At 61.7% G+C, this 17,891-nt stretch carries 13 protein-coding genes; 4 read left to right on the top strand and 9 right to left on the bottom strand.

Annotated elements, in window-relative coordinates:
- Window positions 1-30: 30 nt before the first annotated feature.
- Window positions 31-1,395 carry an amino acid permease gene (locus tag G522_RS0115460; protein WP_026791825.1) on the bottom strand — a complete coding sequence of 455 codons (1,365 nt, stop codon included), beginning with the start codon at window positions 1,393-1,395 and terminating at the stop codon, window positions 31-33.
- A gap of 125 nt (window positions 1,396-1,520) precedes the next feature.
- Complete coding sequence (locus tag G522_RS27095; RefSeq protein ID WP_051228681.1) at window positions 1,521-2,957, bottom strand: tryptophanase; 1,437 nt, start codon at window positions 2,955-2,957, stop codon at window positions 1,521-1,523.
- Between the two features lie 403 nt (window positions 2,958-3,360).
- Between G522_RS27095 and G522_RS0115450 the strand changes: the two genes are divergently transcribed.
- Complete coding sequence (locus G522_RS0115450) at window positions 3,361-4,074, top strand: helix-turn-helix transcriptional regulator (protein ID WP_026791824.1); 714 nt, start codon at window positions 3,361-3,363, stop codon at window positions 4,072-4,074.
- A 75-nt stretch (window positions 4,075-4,149) separates the two neighbouring features.
- Here the strand turns inward: G522_RS0115450 and gtfA are convergent, their stop codons facing one another.
- The 6 genes from gtfA to G522_RS29045 all read right to left on the bottom strand — a co-directional run bounded on the left by gtfA (window position 4,150) and on the right by G522_RS29045 (window position 11,882).
- Window positions 4,150-5,613: a sucrose phosphorylase gene (gene gtfA, locus G522_RS27090; protein WP_036839581.1), complete on the bottom strand. Its 1,464-nt coding sequence runs from the start codon at window positions 5,611-5,613 to the stop codon at window positions 4,150-4,152.
- Window positions 5,614-5,705: 92 nt separating this feature from the next.
- Window positions 5,706-6,803 carry an ABC transporter ATP-binding protein gene (locus G522_RS0115440; RefSeq protein ID WP_026791823.1) on the bottom strand — a complete coding sequence of 366 codons (1,098 nt, stop codon included), beginning with the start codon at window positions 6,801-6,803 and terminating at the stop codon, window positions 5,706-5,708.
- An 85-nt stretch (window positions 6,804-6,888) separates the two neighbouring features.
- Complete coding sequence (locus G522_RS0115435; RefSeq protein WP_026791822.1) at window positions 6,889-7,980, bottom strand: carbohydrate ABC transporter permease; 1,092 nt, start codon at window positions 7,978-7,980, stop codon at window positions 6,889-6,891.
- Window positions 7,980-9,098: a carbohydrate ABC transporter permease gene (locus G522_RS27085; RefSeq protein WP_084633213.1), complete on the bottom strand. Its 1,119-nt coding sequence runs from the start codon at window positions 9,096-9,098 to the stop codon at window positions 7,980-7,982. Before G522_RS27085 ends, G522_RS0115435 begins: the two co-directional genes overlap by 1 nt.
- Before the next feature lie 342 nt (window positions 9,099-9,440).
- Window positions 9,441-10,766, bottom strand: coding sequence for an ABC transporter substrate-binding protein (locus tag G522_RS0115425; protein ID WP_026791821.1), 1,326 nt, complete (start codon window positions 10,764-10,766; stop codon window positions 9,441-9,443).
- Between the two features lie 90 nt (window positions 10,767-10,856).
- Entirely contained in the window at window positions 10,857-11,882 is a 1,026-nt protein-coding gene (locus G522_RS29045; RefSeq protein ID WP_051228680.1) for a LacI family DNA-binding transcriptional regulator, read from the bottom strand.
- Between the two features lie 789 nt (window positions 11,883-12,671).
- Here G522_RS29045 and G522_RS0115415 point away from each other — a divergent pair.
- Window positions 12,672-13,475 carry a hypothetical protein gene (locus G522_RS0115415; protein WP_156886946.1) on the top strand — a complete coding sequence of 268 codons (804 nt, stop codon included), beginning with the start codon at window positions 12,672-12,674 and terminating at the stop codon, window positions 13,473-13,475.
- Between the two features lie 12 nt (window positions 13,476-13,487).
- Here the strand turns inward: G522_RS0115415 and G522_RS0115410 are convergent, their stop codons facing one another.
- Window positions 13,488-14,681: an MFS transporter gene (locus G522_RS0115410; protein ID WP_026791819.1), complete on the bottom strand. Its 1,194-nt coding sequence runs from the start codon at window positions 14,679-14,681 to the stop codon at window positions 13,488-13,490.
- Between the two features lie 118 nt (window positions 14,682-14,799).
- On the opposite strand from G522_RS0115410, the gene G522_RS0115405 reads away from it, so the two are divergent.
- Together G522_RS0115405 and G522_RS0115400 are read left to right on the top strand one after the other, a co-directional pair.
- Window positions 14,800-15,684 (top strand): LysR family transcriptional regulator, encoded by an 885-nt coding sequence (locus tag G522_RS0115405; RefSeq protein WP_026791818.1) that lies wholly within the window; start codon window positions 14,800-14,802, stop codon window positions 15,682-15,684.
- A 184-nt stretch (window positions 15,685-15,868) separates the two neighbouring features.
- The gene (locus G522_RS0115400; RefSeq protein WP_026791817.1) at window positions 15,869-17,446 is read left to right on the top strand and encodes an ABC-F family ATP-binding cassette domain-containing protein; all 1,578 of its coding nucleotides are present in this window, start codon (window positions 15,869-15,871) and stop codon (window positions 17,444-17,446) included.
- The last annotated feature ends 445 nt before the right edge of the window (window positions 17,447-17,891 follow it).

Below are 17,891 nucleotides of genomic sequence, written 5' to 3'. Positions count from 1 at the left end.
GCGCCGCTTTGTGTCTTCGGATGTCTTCGATTACTCGGCAGCAGCGGTCCGGGCGTTACCGCGGAACATGAAGCCGACGTAGAGAACGATCAGCCAGACCGGAAGGACAAGCACCGACATGCGCATGTCCGGCATTTGCGTCATCACCACGATGATCATGGCCATGAAGGCGACGCAGAAGTAGTTGGCGATCGGGTAGAAGGGTGCCGGGAAGGTCAGCTTGTCGGCCTCCGCTGCATGCGCCTTGCGGAACTTCATGTGGACCAGCACGATCATCACCCAGGTGATGGTGGCGGCAGTGGTAGCGACAGCCATCACCTGCATGAAGGCGCCTTCCGGGATCAGATAGTTGATGGCGACCACGACCAGCGTGCAGGCCGACGAGAACAGGATCGCCACATAGGGGACCTTGTTGGCGCCGAGCTTGGTGAACACCTTCGGCGCGTTACCCTGCTCGGCGAGGCTGTAGAGCATGCGGCCGTTGGAGTAGATGCCGGAGTTGTAGACCGAGACGGCGGCGGTCAGCACCACGAAGTTCAGGATATTGGCAGCCGAGCCGATGCCGAGCTTCGAGAAGATGGTGACGAACGGGCTGCCTTCCATGCCGACCTGATCCCACGGGAAGATGATCATCATGACCGTGAGGGCGCCGATGTAGAACAGCAGGATACGCCACATCACCTGGCGGATGGCCTGGGGGATGGACTTCTTGGGGTCATCGGCTTCGCCGGCGGTGATGCCGATCAGCTCGGTGCCACCGAAGGAGAACATCACCACGACGAGCGACAAGAGGAGGCCCCAGATGCCATTCGGCAAGAAGCCGCCATGGGACCAGAGATTGGAGAGACCGGTCGCTTCGCCGCCGAGACCGAAGACGATCAGGACTAGGCCGAGCACGATCATGCCGATCACCGCCAGCACCTTGATGATGGCGAACCAGAATTCGGCTTCACCATAGAGGCGGACGTTGATCAGGTTGATGCCGGTGATCGAGATCAGCACGATCAGCGACGTTAGCCAGTGCGGGAAGTCTGGGAACCAGTAGGCGACGTAGATGCCCACAACGGTCAGTTCGGCCATCGAGACGAGAATATAGAGGAACCAGTAGTTCCAACCGGCCAGGAAGCCGGCGAATTCGCCCCAGTACTTGTAGGCGAAGTGGCTGAAGGCGCCGGCCACCGGTTCTTCAGTCGACATCTCACCGAGCATGCGCATGATGAGATACATCACGAAGCCGCCGATCATGTAGGAGGCGATGATGCCGGGCCCTACCAACTTGATCGAGGCAGCCGAGCCGTAGAAAAGGCCCGTGCCGATCGCCCCACCGAGAGCGATCATCTGGATGTGGCGGTTTTTGAGGCCGCGCGCGAGATGTGATTGCGTTTCCGAAGACATGATGTCCTCCCGTTGAGCCGGATAACGGCCCTGCTGGCCATGATCCGATCGATCCCCTGTCGGAGCGAGCGCCACGCCCCTCCTCGGCTTGCGGCGCTCGCCTGCTTGGTTAGGTCAGTTCACCCTCACTGGGCGGCGACCGTGTATTCCTCTTTGTTCACCCGGCCGGCCTCATTGGCGATCGGCTCGAGGTGAGCCTGGAAGTGCCTGAGGATCGGCGGCTCCCAGGTGATGCGATAGCCGCGCTTGATGGTGTGAGCGCGCTTCTTGATCTCGATCAGGGCCTCGGCCATGATGTCGATGTGAGCCTGCGTGTACACCCGGCGCGGAATGGCGAGACGAGTGAACTCGAAATCGGCCTTGAGCTGCTTGCCCGTGTCGGGGTCGTTGCCCAGCATGTAGGAGCCGATATCGCAGGAGCGGATGCCCGCTTCCTTGTAGAGCTCGATGGCCAGAACCTGGCCAGGATACTCATTGTAAGGAATGTGCGGCAGCATGGCGCGGGCGTCGACGAACACACCGTGGCCGCCGGCCGGGGTCTGGTAGCCGATGCCGGCATCGTCGAGACGAGCGGCGAGATACTCGACCTGACCGATGCGGTAACGAAGGTAGTCGTTGTCGATACCCTCATAGAGGCCGATCGCCAGTGCCTCGAGGTCACGGCCGGCGAGACCGCCGTAGGTGAAGAAGCCTTCGTAGGAGATGCAGTTCGCCTTGATCTTCAAGATCAGCGGCGAGTCGCCATCCTTGACACCGATCATGCCGCCGATGTTGACGATGGCGTCCTTCTTGGCGGACATGGTGAACATGTCGCCGTAGGAGAACATCTCGCGGATGATCTCCTTGATCGACTTGTTCTGATATCCCGGTTCATCACGCTGCACGAAGAAGGCGTTCTCGGCATAGCGGGCGGCGTCGATGTCGAGCGGGATGCCGTTCGCCTTAGCGACCTCGGCCACCTCACGCATGTTCTGCATCGACACGGGCTGACCGCCGGCCGAGTTGTTGGTGATCGTCATGACGATCAGGCCGATGTTCTCGGCACCCAGCTCGGCAATGGTCTTCTTCAGCTTGGCGACATCCATGTTGCCCTTGAAGGGCGCACGGTGCGACGGGTCCTTGGCGACGCCGACGACGCAGTCGATGCAGCGGGCACCGGTCAGCTCGACATGGGCGCGCGTCGTATCGAAGAACATGTTGGAGATGGCGAACTTGCCCTTGCCGAGCAGGATCGGGAACAGCACCTTCTCAGCGGCACGGCCCTGATGCACGGGCTGGATATAGCCGTAATTGAAGATGTCCTTACCCGCCTCGAGCAGCTTGTAATAGCTCGACGAACCGGCATAGGCCTCGTCGCCGCGCATCACGCCGGCCCACTGCTCCTGGCTCATGGCACCGGTGCCGCTGTCGGTCAGAAGATCGATGTAGCAATCCTCGCCGGCAAGATTGAAGAGGTTGTAGTGCGCCGCAGCGATCTTGGCTGCGCGCTCCTCCGCCGAGAGCATCCGGAGCGGTTCCACCGCCTTGATACGGAACGGTTCGGGGAAATACTTGATAGCCATTGTCCGTTACCTCCTACAGACCATTGGGCACCCCGGTCGTCGCATGCGACTGGCGGACAGCGTCTCTAGGAATCTGCAAACATTTTTGCACATGAGCTGGAATCTGCTGCACATGTGTCAACATCTGTTGCATTTCGGCCCATATCTGTCAATAAATTTACACTATCCTAGGGTTTCCTCGGATTTCCGAGGCCGAATGTGTGGATATTTTTGCAATTGACGCGCGTGTTGGAAATTCTATTGCGTCGGAAGAGGCTCGAACTTGCCAACAATTGCGCGAAGAATGGGAGACCTTCAGGAAATGTACGAAGGACCGGTTCCCGTGATCCGGATTGACAAAACCGGCGCGACCACCGCAAGTCGGGCGGAAAGGCCGGATGGAGTCCGGCAGGGAGACGTGCCGATGTCGGGCGGTTGGATCCAGCGCTATATGAAGCTGACGGAGTTTCTCGGCTCCGTGCTTGGGCCGGATTACGAGGTGGTGCTGCACGACCTCGGCGATGCCGATAAGTCGATCATCGCCATTGCCAATGGCCACGTCAGCGGTCGCACCATTGGTGCACCGCTCACCTCGGTAGCCTTGCAGTCGATCATCAACCACTCCTACGAGACGCAGGATTATCGCCTCAACTATGTGGGCGTTGCCGGCAGCAAGCTGCTGCGTTCGTCGACATTCTTCGTCAAGGACGAGGAGGGGCGCCTGGTCGGCATGCTGTGCATCAACTTCGACGACAGCCGCTACCGCGAACTATCCGATCGCATTCTGAAGCTCCGCCACCCTGACGTCTTCGTCGAGACTAACTTCGCCTATAACGAGGAGGCGGCGGCCGTGCGGGCTGCGCCGTCACCGACCGAGGTGAGCGAGAGCTTCCCCAACTCCTTGACCGAACTCACCGATCACCTGATCGACGAGGAACTGCAGTCACGCGAGGCGAGTGGCGAGCGACTCAGTCATCGCGACAAACTGGCGCTGGTGGCGATCCTCAACGACAAGGGCATCTTCATGATGAAAGGTGCGGTCAAATATGTTGCCGAGAAGCTCGGATGTTCTCAGACGACCATATATCGATATCTCAACCGCATGAACGGCGGTGCTGAGAGCGACGCCGAGGCCTGAAGGCATGCAATCTCAGCTCGGGAGGGACTGCTGCGATCCGCCCCGAGCAACTGCAAATCAGACATACTCATCCATTTAGCCGACAACGAATTGACCGTCGCCGCCGACGCCCCTGTGGCTAATCGAGGCGGTCATCGTCTTGAAGTCTACATCGAGCGCAGCGCGTTCGTCGTCCTTCGTCCAGCTTAGCACCAGCCGGCTCGCCGACGGCTGCTCGACCGTAAAATCGCCGTCGAAGGCGGGATGCGTGTTGCGGAACCGGGCGAGCTTGAACAGCTTTCTGACCACCGGTTTGTCGAGCGAGGTCCTGACTTCCTCGGGCGTATAATAGTGACGGTTGATGTCGCGACCGACCTTGGTGCGATTGAGGAGGCCCATGTCGTTCACGCCGCCGAGCAGGCCGACGTAATAGACCTGCGGAATGCCGGGCGCGAAAAACTGCAGGGCACGGGCGATCAGATACTCGCTGTCGCGTTTGCCGAGCGCGTCATAGTAGGTGCAGTTGACCTGATAGAGGTCGAGGTTGGAGGCGGCCGCGCCGGTCGCCTGCCGGCTCTCACCACCGGACCGCTCGTGCATGGTTTCCACCAGCGCATCGAGCGCGGCGGGAGCGAGCAAGCCTGGGCGGCCGTCGGTGGCAGCGCCGACGTCGATGACGCCGATGCCGTCATGGGTGTCGAGTACGGTGATGGCGTTGCGTGGGGATATCTTCAGCCATTCGGCGAGTGGTCCGGCCTCGCCGGTGAACAGCGAATGCAGGACCAGCGGCGGCAGCGCAAAATCGTAGACGCGATCGACTTTCTTGGCGATCTCGATCTGGTCGCGATAGTAGCTGTGGATCTCGACCAGCACCTCCATGCCGAGACCGCGCGCCTTCTCCGCCAACTCGCCGAGAAAAGCGTAGGTTTCCGGGATCATGAACGAACTCGTTCCCGGCTTCTTGACGGCGTAACCGGCGGCGTCGAGGCGGATGGCGGTGACGCCCCCTTCCTTGAAGCGGGAGAGGATGGCGTCGAGATAGGCGGCGCCGTGCTTGGAAAACACGTCGATGTCAATTTGCTTGGGCGTGAAGGTCGTCCAGATGAGGCGCTTCGAGCCGTCGGCAAAGGTCATCTTGTTGAATGGGAAGCCGGGACGCGGCCGGTAGATGGCGAGAAGGTCCTGCTCGGTAGCGCCGTCGGGAAACACCTTGCCGAAGGTTAGGAACATGTCGGCGAATTCGGAGGCGTCACCCTTCTCAAGGAAGTCCTTGAAAGCCGGCGAGTCTGCCGAAACATGGTTGACGATCATGTCGGCCATGATGTCGACCGACGTCGACAGTGCCCGAACGTCGTTCCAGTCACCGAGGCGAGGGTCGACTGCCGTGTGGTCGCTCGGGTCGAAGCCGGCATCGGCGCCATCGATCGGGTCGAAGAAGGGCAGGGGGTGGACACCACCGATGACGCCGCTAAGCGGGCCGTCGACCAGCGCCTTGAGGTCGGAGAAACCGCCGGCAGTGAGCCGGTCGACGTAGGTGATGAGCTGGACTTGGTTCTTCACGGTGCTGTCCCGGGAGAGGGGAAATGAAAAATCACTTCCGGGATGGCCCGGAAGTGATGAAGCGACCGCCGCCAATGGCGACGGAGCCGAGTTCATTCAGGCACGAAGCGGCGGACGTAGGCGTTGCCTGCGGCGTTGAACAGGTGGCAGTCGTCGCCCGAGAAGACGAACTGACGCTGTTCGCCAGCCTTCACCGGCACGTCGCCATCCAGCACGGCGAGTAGCGGCGTTTCCTCGCTGCCGCGATGGGCCTGCACGATGGTCTGATGACCCAGGCGCTCGACGAAGGTAACGGTGACCGGCAGGCCACCCTCGGTGCCGAGCTTGATGTGCTCGGGACGGATGCCCAGCGTCACGTCGTCACCGGCTGCCGCGCCGGTCGAGTCCACCGCCACCTTGAGGGTCGGCACGCCGTCACCGGCGACCGTGATGCCTTCGGCATCGGCGGCGCTCGCCTTCACCTTCAGGAAGTTCATCTTCGGCGAGCCGATGAAGCCGGCGACGAACAGGTTCTGCGGCCGATGATAAAGCTCAAGCGGTGCGCCGATCTGCCGGACATTGCCGGCCTCCAGAACGACGATCTTGTCGGCCAGCGTCATCGCCTCGATCTGGTCGTGCGTCACGTAGACCATGGTCGAGCCGAGATCCTCGTGCAGTTTGGCGATCTCGGCGCGGGTCGAGACGCGCAACGCCGCATCGAGGTTGGAGAGCGGCTCGTCGAACAGGAAGATCTTCGGCTCGCGCACGATGGCGCGGCCGATGGCGACGCGCTGGCGCTGGCCGCCGGAGAGCTGGCCGGGCTTGCGGTCGAGCAGGTGCTCGATGTGCAGGATCTTGGCGGCCTTGGCCACCTTTTCGGCGATCTCAGCCTTGGAGAAGCCGGCGATCTCCAGCGCAAAGGCCATGTTGGCGTAGACCGACTTGTGCGGGTAGAGCGCGTAGGACTGGAACACCATGGCGATGCCGCGGTCCTTGGGGGCGATGTCGTTGCACACCTTGTCGTCGATCAGGATCTCGCCGGCGGTGATCTCCTCGAGACCGGCCACCATGCGGAGTAGCGTCGACTTGCCGCAGCCGGACGGACCGACGAACACGACGAACTCGCCGTCGCGGATGTCCATGTCGACGCCCTTGATGATATCCACCCGCCCGAAGCTCTTGCGTACGTCGCGCATCGTAAGGCTGGCCATGTAGTAACTCCCTTGTTCTCTTAACACCGGCGGGTTCCGTCTTCCCGGAACCGCACGCGCGGGGTGTTGTCCAATGTTCAGCCGATCACTTCACCGAGCCGGCCGTCAGGCCGCGGACGAAGTAGCGCTGGAGCGAGAAGAAGACGATCAGCGGCAGCAGCATCGACACGAAGCCGCCGGCGGTGAGCAGATGCCAGTCGGAGCCGCGCGATCCCACCATGTCAGCAAGCCGCATGGTCAGAACCTGCACGCCCGGCACGTTGCCGATGAAGATCAACGCCACCAGATAATCGTTCCAGACCCACAGGAACTGGAAGATCGCAAAGGAAGCGAGCGCCGGCGTCGATAGGGGCAACACCAGCCGCCAGAAGATCTTGAAGTGCGATGCGCCATCGACGATCGCCGCTTCCATGATCTCGCGCGGCAGCGTCGAGATGTAGTTATAGAGCAGGAACACCGCGAGCGGCAGACCGAAGCCGGTATGGGCCAGCCAGACCGACATGTAAGTGCCGTTGAGCTTCAGGTGCACATAGTCGGTGAGCACCGGCACCAGCGCGATCTGCAAAGGCACCACCAACAGCGCCACCATCAGCGCGAACACCAGTTTGCGGCCGGGAAAGCGCATCCAGGCAAAGCCATAGGCAGCGAAGGCGGCCATCAGGATCGGAATGACCACGGCGGGGAAGGTGACGGCCATCGAGTTGATGAAGGCGTCAGCCATATCCTCGCCCTTGCGGGCCGCCTCTTCGGCATTGCCTTCGATGGTCACGTTCTTGCCGACCAGCACGTCGCGATAGTTCTGCAGCGTGGTGGCTGGAATGCCGGTCCACTGCTTTTCCTGCACCTGCACGGTGCCGGCACGCCGGTTGCCGATCCAGACGACGCGCTTGCCATCCGGCGATTCAACGCCCTGGCGCAGCTGTTCGAAGGTGCCGGTGGCGCCTTCGAAGTTCATGACACCGGTGCGGTCGATCGACGGGTCGGGTGTGAACTGCTCGGTGGTTACCCAGACGCGATGCGGCAGGATCGTCCACCAGCCCGACGACATGATTTCGTCGCGCGGGCGGAAGGAGGAGACGAACAGGCCGAGCGTCGGGATCAGCCACAGCAGGCAGATGACGACCAGCGTGGTGTTGACGAAGACGCGTGGGAAGGGGTTGCCCTTTGACTTGGCCATCACAGGGTCTCCCTCTTGTTGAACTGGCGCAGGTTGTAGACCATCACCGGAACGACGGTCAGCAGCAGGATGATGGCGATTGCCGAGCCGAGGCCGAAGTTGCGGTTGACGAAATACTGGTTGTAGAACTGGGTGGCGATCACGTCCGTGCCATATTGACCACCAGTCATCACCAGCACCACGTCGAAGATCTTCAGCGTGAAGATGATGACGGTGGCCGATACCGTGACGACGGTGCCCATGATCGAGGGAATGATGATCGAGAAGAAGATTTTGAACTCGCCGGCACCATCGACGCGGGCGGCCTCGATGATATCGGTCGGCACCGACTTGATGGCCGCCGAGAACAGCACCATGGCGTAGCCGGTCTGCATCCAGACGACGATGACGATCAGGAACAGATTGTTCCAAGGCTGCAGCATGGCGATCCAGGCTTGCGGCTCGCCGCCAAGGGCGGTGACGATTGCGTTGAGCAGGCCGATCTGCACGTCGCTCGGGTCGCGGACGGCGTAGATGAACTTCCAGATGACGCCGGCGCCCACCAATGAGATGGCCATCGGCATGAAGATGATGGCCTTGGCGAGGTTCTCGAACTTGCTGCGGTCGGCCAGCGCGGCCACGAGCAGGCCGAATATGATGGTAAAGCTGGCGCCGAACACGATCCACAGCACGTTGTTGCGGAAAGTGACCAGCATGAACGGTTCGGTGAACACCGTTATGTAGTTGGCGAGGCCGACGAAATTCGAACCGTCGCGATCAAACAGGCTGGCGATGAATGTGCGGACCGCCGGCAGCGCGAGGAAATAGACGACGAAGGCAATCGCCGGGGCGACGAAGACGACCGGCGTCAGCCGGCGCTGCCACTGGGACGACGTGAATTCCACCAGCTGATTGGCGATCAGGTAAAGGATCGCCATGCCGCCTCCGCCCCAGATCATGGCGAACAGGGCCACCACCAGCTTCGGCGCCCGGCTGTCGCGCAGCAGGAAGAAGCCTTCGAACAGCACGATTGCTGCGACGATGCCGGCCAGAAGGGTGAAAATCGCGCGGTTTCGCCGTCGACGGGCGCGCGCAAGTTCGGCGGAGTGTTCGTCCGCGTCGGGATTGAGAAGCGTCATGTCTGTCCCCCGGAGCGCGACCCCGTGGCGGCCGGCTCTTCCTTATGCTCAGCGGCGTTTGAAAAATCGGGTGTTCCGTCCGAACCTTCCCAGTCCGGTGTCGACCCGATCGGCGGATTCAGACCAGGCATCCGGTGCGGAGGCTGGCTGGGACGGAAAATATCGCTCTGTCCGAAAAATCCGCGTGAAAAGTCGGTCTGGAGGAAGACGCTTGCTGCAAGCATCATCATGTTCCGTCCCGCCTTTTTGGGTCGCGGCCCCCGCTTAATCGAGCGGGAGCGCGCTTATTGTAAGTCTTAACCGATAGTCAACCTTGTTGGCCAGTCGGATTAAGTCGATGGCTTACTTCTTCGGCCAGGAGGCGTCGATGTCCTTGAGAGCCGTGTCGAGGTCGGTGGTGCCCGACACCCAGGCGGTCATCTGCTTCCAGAACGAACCGGCGCCGACTTCGCCCGGCATCAGGTCCGAACCGTCAAAGCGGACGGCGGTGGCGCCGGCCAGGATGGCGGCGACGCCCTTGTCGACGTCGTTCTTGTACCAGGAGAGGTCCACGTCCTTCTGCGGGGCGATGGCGCCACCAACGGCGAGCCAGGACTTCAGATGCTCGGCCTTGGCGAAGTACTGCATGACAGCCCGGACTTCCGGACGATCGTTGAAGGCACCCCAGATGTCGCCACCAACTTCAACCGGCTTGCCATAGGCGGGGTCGATGCCCGGCAGGTAGAAGAAGGAGTAGTCGACGCCAGCCTTGGCCTTTTCCGGGAAGAAAGCAGTGATGAAGTTGCCCTGCTTGTGCAGCCAGCACTTCGGCGGATCAGAGAACATGTTGACCGGCGAGTCGCCGAAGCTGGTCGACACGATGCCCTTGCGGCCGCCGTAGACGTTCTTCTCGTCGAGCCAGATCTTGCCGATCAGTTCGGCGGCGTGCTTCACCTCGGGCGAGGCGAAAGGCAGCTTGCCTTCGGTCCACTTGTCGTAATTCTCGAGCGAGGTCGTGCGCAGCATGAACTCTTCGAGCCAGTCGGTCGCCGGCCAGCCCGTGGCTGCGCCGGATTCGATACCCACGCACCACGGCGTATCGCCGTCGGAGACGATCTGCTTCTGCAGGGCCTCGAGTTCGTCCCAGGTCGTCGGCACCTTGTAACCGGCAGCGTCGAAGGCCTTCTTCGGATACCACACCAGGCTCTTGACGTTCACGCGCTCCCACACGCCGAACAGACCGGGCTTGCCATCCTTGCCAGCCTTGGTCGCCATGTCGATCCAGCTGGGGATGTACTGCTGCAGGTAGTAATCCTTCTGCGCGGAGAGGTCGACCAGCTTGCCGGCCTTGGCGAAGTTGGCGAGCAGGCCGGGTTGCGGGAAGTCGGCGATGTCGGGCGGGTTGCCGGCGTCGGAACGCGTGGCGATCGTCGCCTCGAATTGCTTCGAGCCTTCATACTGAATGTCGATGCCGGTGGCTTCCTCGAACGCCTTGACGGTGTCGTTGAAGCGAACTTCGTCGCCAGCGGTGAAGGGACCGAAGGCGGTAACCTTGGTGCCCTTGAACTTGCCGGCGAAGGCATCGGCCAGCTCGGACGGGGCATTATCCGCGGCGGCGGCGGCCGTAACGGCGGCAAAGGCGACAAAAGCCGATGCCATCAGGCAAGCGTTAAAAGACTTCAGTTTCATCCAAACCTCCCAAGTCGGGTCTTCCTAAAGAACAATCGCGCACCTCGCGCGACCTTGACGCCTTCCCCTCGACGGAAAGCGGCGGCGTCATCAACGTGGCGGAGCTGTCGTCCGGCGCACGATGAGCTCAACGGGCAATGAATCGCAGATCGGTACCCCCTCCGGCTCCTCTAGCCGCCTGAGAAGGGCCTCGACGCTGCGACACCCGGATTCAAAAAGCAGCTGACGGACCGTCGTCAGCCCCAAAAAATCAGCCATTTCAATGTCGTCATAACCAACAACCGACAGATCGCCGGGAACGTCGAGACCCAAGTCGCGGGCCGCCTCGAGCACGCCGAGCGCCTGGGTATCGTTGGAAGCGAAGATCGCAGTGGGCCGCTCGGACAGGCTCAACATCCGGTGGGCAAGCTCACGGGCCACCTCGCGACCGAAGCGGCCATCAAAGTGGTACTCCGGACGAATGGCAATGCCCGCCTCAGCCAACGCGTGACGATAGCCTTCAAAGCGATCTTCACCGGCGGTGAAGTTGAATCCGGCTTGCGGAATGTCACCGATATAGCCGATGCGCCGATGGCCAAGATCGATCAGGTGCTGGGTGGCCATCCGGCCCCCCTCCACATCGTTGATAACGATACGGTCAAATGGCGTGCAAATGGGATTGCTGACGTCAACGAAGACAATCGGAACGGATGAGCGCTGGAAGCGCGCAACGTCCGGTGCCGACGGCGGCAGGGAAATGACGATGACGCCGTCGACGCGGCGTGGATCAGGAACGGTGCGAAAATAGCGGTCGCGCTTCTCGGCAGCGTCGACATTGTAGATCACAACATCGTAGCCGTTTGCCGAAGTCGTCTCCTCGATGCCGTGCAGCCGCTCGACAAAAACCGATCGTGTGAAGAAAGGTGCGATGACGGCAATACTTTGCGTCTTGCCTAACGACAGGCCACGCGCTGCCAAATTCGGCACGTAATTGAGGTCACGAACCGCGCCCATGACTTTGGCGCGCGTCGTTTCAGACACGCGCGGATTGTCATTCAGCACCCGCGAGACGGTGCCAAGGCCGACTCCAGCCCTCTCAGCTATGTCCTTAATCGTCGGTCGCATGTGGGCAAACATGTTGTGGAAGCGTTTCCATGGGGTAGCACAGGAGACGTCTCTGAGCAATAGACGCAACTTCGACTTATGTCCAAGAGGGCGATTGAGCGGTCTGAAGAGCTCCTGCGAGCGAGATGTTGAAAACGCGGCGTTCTTTGGCAATGCCACCGAAAACGATACGACTAAAGGTCTAGGCCCATTTCGGGGTCGGATGCAAGCTCACCTTGGGTTTGTACTTAGCAAACGAACGCCTGCCCAAGCGTAGTGGCCCGGTTTAGAGCGCTTTCGGGGCGGTCCGGTCTGCAGCGTTGAGCAGCTTTTTCGATATTGAACGCGTCGTTTTGAGGCGGACAAATTTTGTGAATTTGAAACGTTGGCGGAAAATGCGATCGCTGGCAGCAAGTGCGTTGATCTTCCCGCCTGGCACACAAGGAGGGAGCCTCCAATACGCTGACTAACGGCTAAAGAATCAATCAAATGGATGGTATGAATAATAGATGCTCGGCTGCGTTGAGGGGGGGCCGGCGCTCGGCCCGCTCCCTCAACAGCCGTTAATCTAGTCTGCGTTGCGATAGGCGGAGAGTAAGGTTGCCCTATCGATTTTGCGGAAACGGCAGGTTCGCGGATGGGCTCTGGCGATGCGGTGGTGTGAAGCCGACGGCCCAGGGCGAGGAGGACATGATGTTTGGGCTTTTTGGCAGACGCTCGCCGCAGCGCCGGGTTTGGAACCGGGCAGATGTCGACCCGGAGGTCCTTCGCGAATACGATGCTTTTGGGCCCTGGATTCTGCCGGTCAAATCGGTGACCGATATGCCCCCCCGGTTCCGTTCAGCCTATGCAGGTCTTGAGGGCGCTGAGCATCTGGTCAAAATCCCGCGTTCTATCGATCGGCGTGACGCCTATCCGGGTGCGGATCTTTATGAAGCCGTCTTCGCGCTTGATGCCGAAGGATTCACTCTTCTGACCGCCGCCGATGGCGCCGAAGGCTTCACCAGTCGTCAGGTCGTCTGGGGCGATGTGGCAGCCGTCAGGACAGTGAGCAATCTCTTGCGGGCCGATTTCATGCTGCTGCTCAAGGAAGGCGATGCGCTAACGGTCCCTTATAACGCCGTGTCGTCCGAACTTATGACCCGCGTCGCCGCCTTTGCACGCCAACATTTCGCGGAACCGGACGACTTTGCATCCGGCTTGCCAAACGAGCCCGAGGAGTTCGAAGATTTCTTTTTCAATGCGATGCTGGCCGAGGAGCGTCACGGCGGCCAATTCATGCTGCCGATCCACTTCGAGCCGCCAGGCAAATCCTGTCGCAATCTTCAGAACCGGCGGCGCATTACCACCGGCCTGTTGATCTTGTTATCGGCAGACGAACTGGTCGTCATCGATCGCGAGATTCCGATGCGGAGACGCTTCTTCGCCCACTATACCTACCGCAAGACCTATCTCAGCCTGAAGTCGGTTCGGGCGTTTCGCCTGCAGCCGCCGCCCGACACCATGCCCGGGCATTTCATGATCCTTGAATTGATCATCGAGCAGCAGCGGCTGGGAATCCCCTGTTTCAAGACACCTGATCGGGTGATCGATCTTCTGCGCCGACGTGGTGTCGCTCGCCTTTGACGGCGGGCCGCCTCATCTCGCCTTGCGGCGGATCAGGCTGCCGACTTGCAGAAGGGTGGCGCCAAGCCCGAAGATCGCCCCTAGCGCGGCGACGGCGGGCCAGCCCCCAACGGGCCAGACGGCGCCAGCCAGCGCCGATCCCGCCGCGCCGCCCAGGAACATGAGCCCCATGAACAACGTGTTGATGCGGGCCCTTGCCTCCGGACGCAAGGCATAGATGATGTGCTGGTTGGAGATCAGGGCGCTCTGAACCGCAAAGTCTAGCACCACCACGCCGACCACCAGACCGATGATTGATGACCAAAGGCCAAAGACGGCCCAGGCCGCCAGGGTCAACAGTGCGCCGAGGGCGATGACGCCATGCGGCCCGCGCCGGTCCGCGATGTGGCCCGCCAAAGGCGCCGCCAGAATGCCCACGAGGCCGACGACACCGAACAGGCCGGCCACGTCAGCGCCGAGCCCGAAGCGCGGGTCCTCAAGGCGCAGGGCAAGCACCGTCCAGAAGGCCGAGAAGGCGGCGAACAGCAACGCCTGGGTGGCTGCCGCCAGGCGCAGTTCGGCAAACTCACCGAAAAGATGGATGAGCGAACCCATAAGGCGGCGATAGCCGAGATCCCCGCCCGGGTGGCTTCTCGGCAGACGCAGCCCCATCCAAAGCGCGGCGCCGAGGGCAAGGGGAACGCCGAGCCAGAACACGGCGCGCCAGCCGGCATACTCGCCGACGAAGCCGGCCACCGTGCGGCTGAGCAGAATGCCGGAAAACAGGCCCGCCATGACCGTTCCTACAGTAGCACCGCGCCGTTCCGGTGCCGCCAGATGGGCGGCAAATGGTACCACCTGTTGAGCGACCGTCGCGGCAAGGCCGACCGCGAAGGAAGCGGCGAGCATCGGCGCGGCACCCGGCGCCATCGCCGTTGCGGCCAACGATACCGCCAGCAAGAGAAATTGCCCGACGATCAACGCCCGCCGTTCCAGAATGTCGCCGAGCGGCACCAGCAGAAACAGGCCCGCCGCATAGCCAAGTTGCGTGGCTGTCGGAATATAGGGCGTGAGCGGGCTCTGAAGGTCGCTTTGCATCACCCCGAGAAGCGGCTGATTGTAATAAATATTGGCGACGGCAAGGCCGGTGGCGGCGGACATGGCGATGGTGAGGCCGCGGGAGAGGCCATGCACCGTTGCGCCTAGGGAATGGGAGGAAGAGGTCATGGCGGGCTCCGCGCCTTTGGGCGCCGGTCGGAAGGTAAGGTGTGGTGATCCTACAAATCATAACGGGATTGCGTATAGTGCGATCGATCGATAGGCCCGCATAACGGAAACAGATATAATGAACGTGGATTGCGTTGCCGTTTTCGTGGAGGCAACCCGGGCAGGCAGCCTTGCCGCCGCTGCCCGCAAGCTCGGGCTGGCGCCGATGGCGGCCTCGAGACGGCTTGCCGCCCTCGAGGACGAGCTAGGTGTCCGGTTGGTGCATCGTACGACGCGGGCACTGGCGCTGACCGTGGAAGGCGAAGCCTTTCTTCCCTATGCCGAGACCATGGTCGAGGACGCCGCCAATGCCCGCGCCGCCGTCCGGCCTTCCACCGCCGGTGCCGCCGGGCTCTTGCGCGTCACGGCCTCCGAACCGTTTGGCCGCAAGGTGGTCAGCGCCATGTTGCCAGCTTTCCTCGCCGCCAATCCCGACCTGCGTGTCGATCTGCTGCTGACCGATGGTCTGGTGGACATTGTGGCCGCCGGTGTCGATGTCGCCATCCGCATCGCTCCTCTGCGCGACAGTACCCTGGTCGCCCGCCGTCTCGCCGACAGTCCCCGCCATCTTTACGCATCGCCCGGCTATCTTGCTGCTTCCGGCACGCCGCGTCGGCTCGTCGATCTCGATGGGCACCAGTGTCTGGTGCTGTCAGGCGCTACGCATTGGACCTTTGCGGTCGGCGAACGGATGCGACGGCTGCGCGTGACAGGGCGGTGCTCGAGCAATTCGATCGAGGCGCTCCGTGAGGCCTGTCTTCGAGGGCTGGGCTTGGCGCTGCTCTCGGAATGGAACGTGACCGACGATGTCGCCATCGGCCGGCTCGTGCCGCTGCCGCTGGAAGACGCCGAACCGGAAACGCTTGGTATCTGGGCGCTTTACCCAACGGCTCGGCTCGTGCCGCCAAAGGCCCGGCTGTTCGTCGAGGCCCTCAAATTGCATCTGGAGCAGAGCAAGGCCTAGCCGCTCTTCGACGGAAACAGTAAAGAAAGCGTAGAGTTTTAGAGAAAACCCTCTTGCGCCTGTCCGGCCGCAGGCCTATATCGCGCCCCGCTGGGCATCTCCCGCCCAATGCAGGACGGACACTTCGCAATGAACGACAGCCTGATCGCAGATCTTATTTTCCCTGCCATCAGGACTCGCATTCATGCCCGTTTCCATCACGCTTTCCGGTCTCAGCTATTCTACGCCTGACGGCCGCTCTCTCTTCGAAAATCTGAATATCGCTTTCGGCGCCGAGCGTACCGGTCTTGTCGGCCGCAATGGCGTCGGCAAATCGACGCTTCTGCGGCTGATTGCCGGCGATCTGTCGCCACGCTCCGGCAGCGCGACGATCAGCGGCCGTCTGGCAGTCTTGCGGCAGATTGTTGCGCCTCCGCCCGACATGACCGTCGCCGACCTTTTCGGCGTTCGGCAAGCACTCGCCTTGCTCGACCGAGCCGAGGCGGGCGAGGCGAGCCTCTCTGAACTGACCGCTGCCGACTGGACGCTGCCGCCGCGTCTGGAGGCATCGCTCTCTCGCCTCAATCTGGGCATTCAGCCGAACACGCCGCTCGCTACATTGTCGGGCGGTGAGATGACGCGCACGGCCTTGGCCGCTCTGACCTTCGATGAGCCGGACATGCTGCTGCTCGACGAGCCGACCAACAATCTCGACCGCGACGGCCGACGAGCGGTGAGTGAGCTTCTGGCAAATTGGCGCGGCGGGGCGGTGGTGATTAGCCACGATCGCGGCCTCCTTGAAAACATGGATGCCATCGTCGAGCTCACCTCACTCGGTGCCACCCGATATGGCGGCGGCTGGAGCGCTTACCGGGCGCGCAAGGCTGTGGAGCTTGCTGCGGCGCACCATGATCTTGACGACGCCGAGCGGCGGCTCACCGGCGAGCGGCAGGCAGCTCAGGCCCAGGCGGAGAAACAGGCCCGTCGTGCCGGAGTTGGAGCGCGCAAAGCGGCGAGAGGCGATATGCCGAAGATCGTCGCCGGCGGTCTCGAGCGGAAAGCCGAGGAAACACGCGCCGCCGACGCGCGTCTTGCTGAGCGCCGATTGGCGGACGCCGCCTCGGCGGTGACCGAGGCACGCGGCAAGCTGGAAATCCTCGTGCCCTTCGCGGTCAGCTTGCCGCCCTCCGGTCTTGTTGCCGACCGCCTTGTGCTGAGACTCGATCGGATCTCGGTCGGTTACGGCGGCAGCCTCGTCGTTCGTGATCTGTCGCTGGAGGTGAGGGGCCCGGAGCGCATCGCCGTCGCCGGTCCCAATGGCTCAGGCAAGACGACGTTGCTTCGAACGATCACCGGCGATCTCGCGCCGGCTTCCGGCACGATGATCCGATACGTCGACTTTGCCTTTCTCGACCAGCACGTCTCGCTGCTCGATGAAGCCGAGACGATCCGCGACAACTACCGCCGCCTCGATCCCGGAGCCAGCGAGGAATCCTGTCGCGCCAGTCTCGCCCGGTTCAAGTTCCGGGCCGACGCGGCGCTCAGAACGGTCGGCAGTCTGTCGGGCGGTGAGCGATTGAGGGCAGGGCTCGCCTGCGTGCTCGGGCGCGCCCATCCGCCTCAGCTCGTCATTCTCGACGAGCCCACCAATCACCTCGACATCGAGTCGATTGAGACGGTCGAGGCCGGTCTGCGCGCTTACGACGGCTCACTTCTGGTTGTAAGCCATGACGAGGCCTTTCTGGAGGCTATCGCTATCACGCGTCGCATCGACCTCGCGTGATTCATGTGAGTCTTCGGTTGCCCGGCGCTGTTCTCTGTCGTTTTTCTCCAGATTCGTAATCGATTGAATGTGGATGAACGGCCCTTTTGAGCCGCGCATTGCCCGCAATACCGGAAAGGAGGAATGCTTTTTCATGGTTCTTAGTACAAACTACGTATTCGATACGTAGTGGCGCGTAGAACTTTGGGAGGAATTGGTAACCGGACCGTTTGATGCAGGAAAAAGCGCAGAAATTAGCCGAAATGATGAGTTGACGAGGCCGCTGAGGGGTAATTTGTTCCCTGTATGTTCAATAAATTCTACGGGTCCCTCGGTCCCCTCGTACGGTCTTACAACGATTGATCCCTCATACTTCAGTCGGTATTGTCTTTTTCAGGAACGCTAATCCGGGCCGCTCGGTTATGGGTGCCGAGCGTTGGAGAGACTGGTAGGAGAGTTGACTGTC

This window comes from Pleomorphomonas oryzae DSM 16300, from assembly GCF_000422965.1.
In the GTDB taxonomy this organism is placed as follows: Bacteria; Pseudomonadota; Alphaproteobacteria; order Rhizobiales; family Pleomorphomonadaceae; genus Pleomorphomonas; species Pleomorphomonas oryzae.
This window is presented reverse-complemented; position numbering and strand designations above follow the sequence as displayed.